Source organism: Halobacillus sp. (assembly GCF_049282395.1).
Taxonomy (GTDB): domain Bacteria; phylum Bacillota; class Bacilli; order Bacillales; family Halobacillaceae; genus Halobacillus.
Genome location: NZ_JBAPTY010000148.1, coordinates 1 through 5,410, shown reverse-complemented (window position 1 = coordinate 5,410; position 5,410 = coordinate 1). Strand labels below are relative to the sequence as shown.

At 43.8% G+C, this 5,410-nt stretch carries 5 protein-coding genes; 2 read left to right on the top strand and 3 right to left on the bottom strand.

The genetic code is table 11. The features are described 5' to 3' along the window. Nucleotides 1-263 (bottom strand): aminotransferase class I/II-fold pyridoxal phosphate-dependent enzyme (locus tag WAM07_RS06735; RefSeq protein ID WP_422165768.1); only part of this gene is annotated, 263 nt, incomplete at its 3' end. A gap of 323 nt (nucleotides 264-586) precedes the next feature. Here WAM07_RS06735 and WAM07_RS06730 point away from each other — a divergent pair. Continuing rightward, on the top strand, nucleotides 587-1,774 hold the full coding sequence (locus tag WAM07_RS06730) for a CaiB/BaiF CoA transferase family protein (RefSeq protein WP_422165767.1): 1,188 nt from the start codon (nucleotides 587-589) through the stop codon (nucleotides 1,772-1,774). An 11-nt stretch (nucleotides 1,775-1,785) separates the two neighbouring features. Beyond that, nucleotides 1,786-2,979 carry an acyl-CoA dehydrogenase family protein gene (locus WAM07_RS06725; RefSeq protein ID WP_422165766.1) on the top strand — a complete coding sequence of 398 codons (1,194 nt, stop codon included), beginning with the start codon at nucleotides 1,786-1,788 and terminating at the stop codon, nucleotides 2,977-2,979. Between the two features lie 647 nt (nucleotides 2,980-3,626). Here the strand turns inward: WAM07_RS06725 and WAM07_RS06720 are convergent. After that, complete coding sequence (locus WAM07_RS06720) at nucleotides 3,627-4,100, bottom strand: lipocalin-like domain-containing protein (protein ID WP_422165765.1); 474 nt, start codon at nucleotides 4,098-4,100, stop codon at nucleotides 3,627-3,629. A gap of 183 nt (nucleotides 4,101-4,283) precedes the next feature. After that, on the bottom strand, nucleotides 4,284-5,408 hold the full coding sequence (gene tnpB, locus WAM07_RS06715) for an IS200/IS605 family element RNA-guided endonuclease TnpB (RefSeq protein ID WP_422165764.1): 1,125 nt from the start codon (nucleotides 5,406-5,408) through the stop codon (nucleotides 4,284-4,286). Nucleotides 5,409-5,410: the final 2 nt, after the last annotated feature.

The following is a 5,410-nucleotide window of genomic DNA, read 5'->3' as shown; positions in this document are numbered from 1 at the left end:
ACATCATAATGCTTCTTGTAAAAGGAAGCGACTGCCTGCTTAAATTCCTCGCATCCGCCGTAAGGGGCATATTTATGGTTGTCAGGATTGGCCGCTTCTACAGTTAAACGATCGATAATAAAGGACGGAGCAGGCAAATCCGGAGCTCCTATTCCTAAATCAATAACGTCTATCCCCTGCTGTTTTAATTTCTTCTTTTTCTCATGAAAGATAGAAAATAAATAAGGAGGCAGACTTTTCACCTGTCTTGAACCAAATTCCATTGTAAAACCCCCAAGTCACAAATCGAGTAATCTTGATTTCTAAGATGTTTATGAATGGGCCGTTTCTGAGACCTGTCCTGCTTTTCTCAGAATTGTCCCACTGCACTATCCTATTACGATAGAGATTATTTCATGATAGGCATTTATTCATTGAATAAAAATGAATGGAGTATTCATATCCACCGAACCCTTGGAATAAGATGAAGTGTAACCCTTTTAGGACAGACCCTATTACGTTCTAGACCATCGTTCCCAAGCCAGTTGGATTCATACTTCGTATGGGTTCTTCTGGCTTTTTACTTGTTAGAAAGGAAGTGATTCATTTGGCTGGGGCTCTTGAAGGAATTCGTGTACTTGATTTGACCCGGGTGCTTGCTGGTCCTTATTGTTCGATGATTCTTGGAGATTTAGGGGCAGACGTTATTAAAGTGGAGGCTCCTGGAGGAAGTGATGATACCCGGAAGTGGGGGCCGCCGTTCCAAGAAGGAGTCAGTGCTTATTATGCATGTGCTAATCGTAATAAAAAGAGTCTCACCATCAATTTAAAGGCCGAGAAAGGAACGAATATCATTCGTCAGCTAGTATCTGAAAGTGATGTTATCCTTCATAATTTTAAAACTGGAACCATGGAGCGCCTTGGGTTGGGTTATGATCAGCTAAAAAAAGTTAATGAAGGAATTGTATACTGTTCGATCACTGGTTTTGGTGAAACTGGTCCATATAAACACCTTCCAGGGTACGATTTCATCATTCAAGCCATGAGCGGACTGATGAGCATTACAGGAAACGAAGAATCCGGTCCTCAGAAAACGGGTGTTGCGATCACGGACATCTTAACGGGGTTGTATGCCTGTATCGGCATTCAGGCTGCTTTACTCGAGCGGTCTTATTCAGGGTATGGCCAGCAAATTGATTTATCATTATACGATGCGGCTGTCAGCTCACTAGTTAATATAGGAAGCAATTATTTAATGTCGGGTGAAATTCCTGGGCGCCTCGGAAATCACCATGCCAACATTGTCCCTTACCAAACTTTTCGAACTAAAGATGGTGACATGGTTATAGCAGTTGGAAATGACATTCAATTTGCTTCTCTCTGTCAGATCATCCAAAAACCCGAGCTGGCTGCAGATATTCGCTTTCGCACGAATCCAGATCGAGTCTCCCATCGACAGGAGTTAATTCCGCTCTTACAAGAAGGATTCCTTGAGAAACCTACAGATTATTGGAAGGAAAAATGTCAGGGAGCCAATATCCCATTCGGCCCTATCCATACGCTGGATGACTTATTTCTCGACCCACAGCTTAAAGAAAGAGAGATGTTTCTAAAAGCCGAGCATCCGAAAGCAGGCCCCATAAAAATGATCGGAAGTCCGTTGAAACTGTCCCGATCCAAGGTAAAACTAAAGCGCCACCCACCTGAACCCGGAGAACATACGGAAGAAATTCTTAAATCCCTGGGGTATAAGAAGATGGAAATTGAAGAACTGCGAAAAATGAGTGTTATTTAAGGAGAGATCTTATGGATTTTGATTTCAGTGAAGAGCAGGTCATGCTCCGCAGGACAGTGCGCGGATTTGTGGATAAGGAAATCATGCCGTATATCGGAGAGTGGGATGCGAATGGAAAATTTGATCCAAACTTGTTAAAAAAGCTGGCTGACCTAGGTCTTATGGGCGTCTGTATTCCAGAAAAATATGGTGGAAGCGGCATGGACTACAATTCCCTTGCTATCGTATGTGAAGAATTAGAGCGTGGAGATACGGCCTTCCGAACCGCTGTGTCTGTCCATACTGGTCTTAACAGTATGACGCTCTTGCAATGGGGAACTGATGAACAAAAACAGCGGTACTTAGTTCCGCAGGCAAAGGGTGAAAAAATAGGCGGGTTTGGACTTACAGAACCCGGGGCTGGCTCTGATGTCGCCGCACTCCAAACAACCGCGAGGCGGGATGGCGACGCATATGTGCTTACCGGACAGAAGACGTGGATCTCCCTTTGTGATTCGGCCGATTATTTTCTCGTTTTCGCCTATACCGACAAAAGTAAAAAACATCACGGCATTTCAGCCTTTATCGTGGAACGAACCATGACAGGGTTCTCTTCAAAAGGTATCAAAGGAAAATTAGGCATACGCGCCGGAAATACAGGAGAATTATTTTTCGATCAAGTCAGAGTACCTAAAGAAAACTTAGTCGGCGCTGAGGGCGACGGGTTTAAGATTGCTATGGCTGCATTGGATAATGGACGTTTTACGGTGGCGGCCGGGGCTTGCGGTCAAATCATGGCTTGTCTCGAGGCAAGTGTTGATTACTGCCATGATCGTCATACGTTCGGAAAGGAAATCGGAAGGCATCAGCTGGTCCAGCAAATGATTGCGAATATGGAAGCTGGTCTTCAAATGAGCCGCCTCCTCGTCTATCGGGCCGGGGAGATGAAGAATCAAGGTGTTCGGAATACGCGGGAAACGTCGCTTGCTAAATGGCAGGCCTGCAATTTTGCGAATCAGGCTGCGGATGATGCTGTTCAAATTCATGGAGCTTATGGTTACTCCAATGAATATCCGGTTGAACGCTATTTACGTAACTCTAAGGCTCCGGTCATTTATGAGGGTACAAGGGAAATTCACACCATCATGCAGGCTGAATACGTCCTTGGTTATCGGAAGGATAAACCGCTAAAACAAACGCTCCCTGCCTGGCAGTTTAAATCCTGATTAAAAAAGAAAGGCGCCTATTCCTAAATAGAATAGCGCCTTTCATTATGGTTATCTTCAAGATATTTATAAAAGAATTCTTCCACAATAGGCTCGGACAGTGGAAGACTCGCTTTCGAGATGTTTGTGGATACTTAGGGTCGTTGGGGAAAGACTCGCTTTCCTGTGGGGGAACCGGCAAGCTTCCTCGGGCTTTGCGCCCTGTGGGATCTCGCCTGCTTCCTTCTCCCACGGGAGTCTCCCCTTTCCCCCACGACCCCCGCGAAATAAAAGGCTCGAAATCATTTTAGGAAAACGGAAGCTATGATCATACGGATCATCGCAAAATATAGCTGTTAATCAAGCTTTCCACGTTCGAAATCTCTACACAATGTATATCATATCTAGCCTCTTCTTAACGTATAGGGGTTGGGAAAACGGGGAGACTCCTTTGGGATGAACATGATCGGTGAGATTCTGCAGCAATTTTAAAGCCCGAGGAAACTCACCACAGAAGAGGTTCGACTAAGAATGTCACGTCATGTAAGAACGTCGAACGACCCTGCGTCGTGCAGGGCCGGAGAGCGAAAATCGTCCCCTGGAGGAACTTCCTCATCAAACAATATATCGAAACTGAGTCTTATAGAAAAAGGAGCTTTTCTGAATGATCAACCTTCATTTTTTGAGGATGAGTCTGCTCTTTCCCAGATTAATTGTGTATTCTTTTCCTGCCCCTGAATAAAAACCGGCTGGCTGTTAATAATCAATCGGTCTCCTTCAAATTGAACGTAACGCGGCTGCTTATCGCCTTCCCAGTTCGGATTCAAACTTACCGTCATATAGTGCTCAACCATGCTTTTCCCTGAATCTATTTCGTATGTCCCAGAGTAGGCAAGATACCCTTTGGCAGCTGCTGCGACCGCCTTGGTCGGACCCGTATGGATGCCGCCTGCTGCATAGGCAAGCCGTCGTGAACTCATAATTTGAACAGACATATATCCATCTTCGTGGTAAATAGCGATTCCCGAGGCATCTTTACCCATTGGGTGATTGGATACGCCCCTCGAATCTGTCACCTGATAATTAACGAGTTTCCAAACCCCGGTTAATTTCTCCTTAAGTGTCCGCGCCGCTTCGTTCATCGTTAAACTCTCCTTATATGATCATTTGTTTATTATTTAGCCCATTCGTTTATTTTAACAAAAAAAGCATGAGATATTTTATAATTTGCCTTGTCTCAAATTGAACTACCCCCACTTACTCGCTGACGCTCCTTGAAGTTGGGGGATTCCTAAGAGCACAAACCTAACGGTTCGTTCAAATGATTAGGCTAGCCCCGTCGCACCGACGGTTGGAAGGATCCTTTGAATCTCCTTCAATATATTGAAGCTCGCATTTAGATCGCGGTCGTGGTGGCTTCCACAATTTGGGCAGTTCCACGTTCGAACAGCGAGATTCTTCACCTCATCGTTTTGGTATCCACAATAGGAACACAGTTGCGAACTCGCAAAAATTTTTGATACGGGTATTAATTGTTTTCCGTACCACTTTGCTTTGTATTTGAGCATAGACGTGAACATCGACCAGCTCGCATCACTAATCGATTTGGATAGTTTTCGGTTCTTGAGCATATTGGAAATTTGGAGATTTTCTACCCCGACCACATCGTGGTTTTTGATGATTTCGGTAGAAATCTTATGCAGATGATCTTTGCGAGAGTTTGCAATCTTTTCGTGGAGTCTAGCTACTTTAATACGTTGCTTATGCCAATTCGAAGATCCCCTTACCCTTCGGGAAAGGATACGTTGAGCTTTTGCTAGTTTCTTTTCGGTCTTACGTAGGTATCGTGGGTTTTCATAGGTGGTGCCATTCGAGAGAACAGCGAAGTCTTTCAATCCGAGATCAATGCCTACAGAGGAGTTGGTTTTAGGAAGTCTCTCGACTTTTGTATCAACAAGAATAGAAACAAAATGTTTACCTGAAGGATTCCGCCTAACAGTTGCGCTTAAAATACGCCCTTCTACTTCACGACTCTTAGCACACAACACCCAGCCTACCTTTGGTAGCTTCACTTTATTACCGTCGATTCTGATATTGTCTTTGTTGTATTGAGCGGTATAAGATTGCTTTCTATTCTTTTTAGACTTGAATTTTGGTCTATTGTTAAGTTTCTTAAAAAAGCGATCGAAAGAATCTGCAAGATCCCTCAGCGAATTTTGCAGAGCTGTACTATCAACTTCTTTTAACCATTGGAAATCTTGTTTGATTTGTGTCAGTTGTTTATTGCATTTTGCATAAGACAATCCTTTACCAGAACGTTTGTAAGCATTGTTCCACTTGGAGAGGAAATGATTAAACACAAAACGTGAACATCCGATGGATTTAGCAATTAACGTTGTTTGTTCTTTACTAGGATAAATGCGAAAATTATAAGCTTTGTGCGTCACCATTT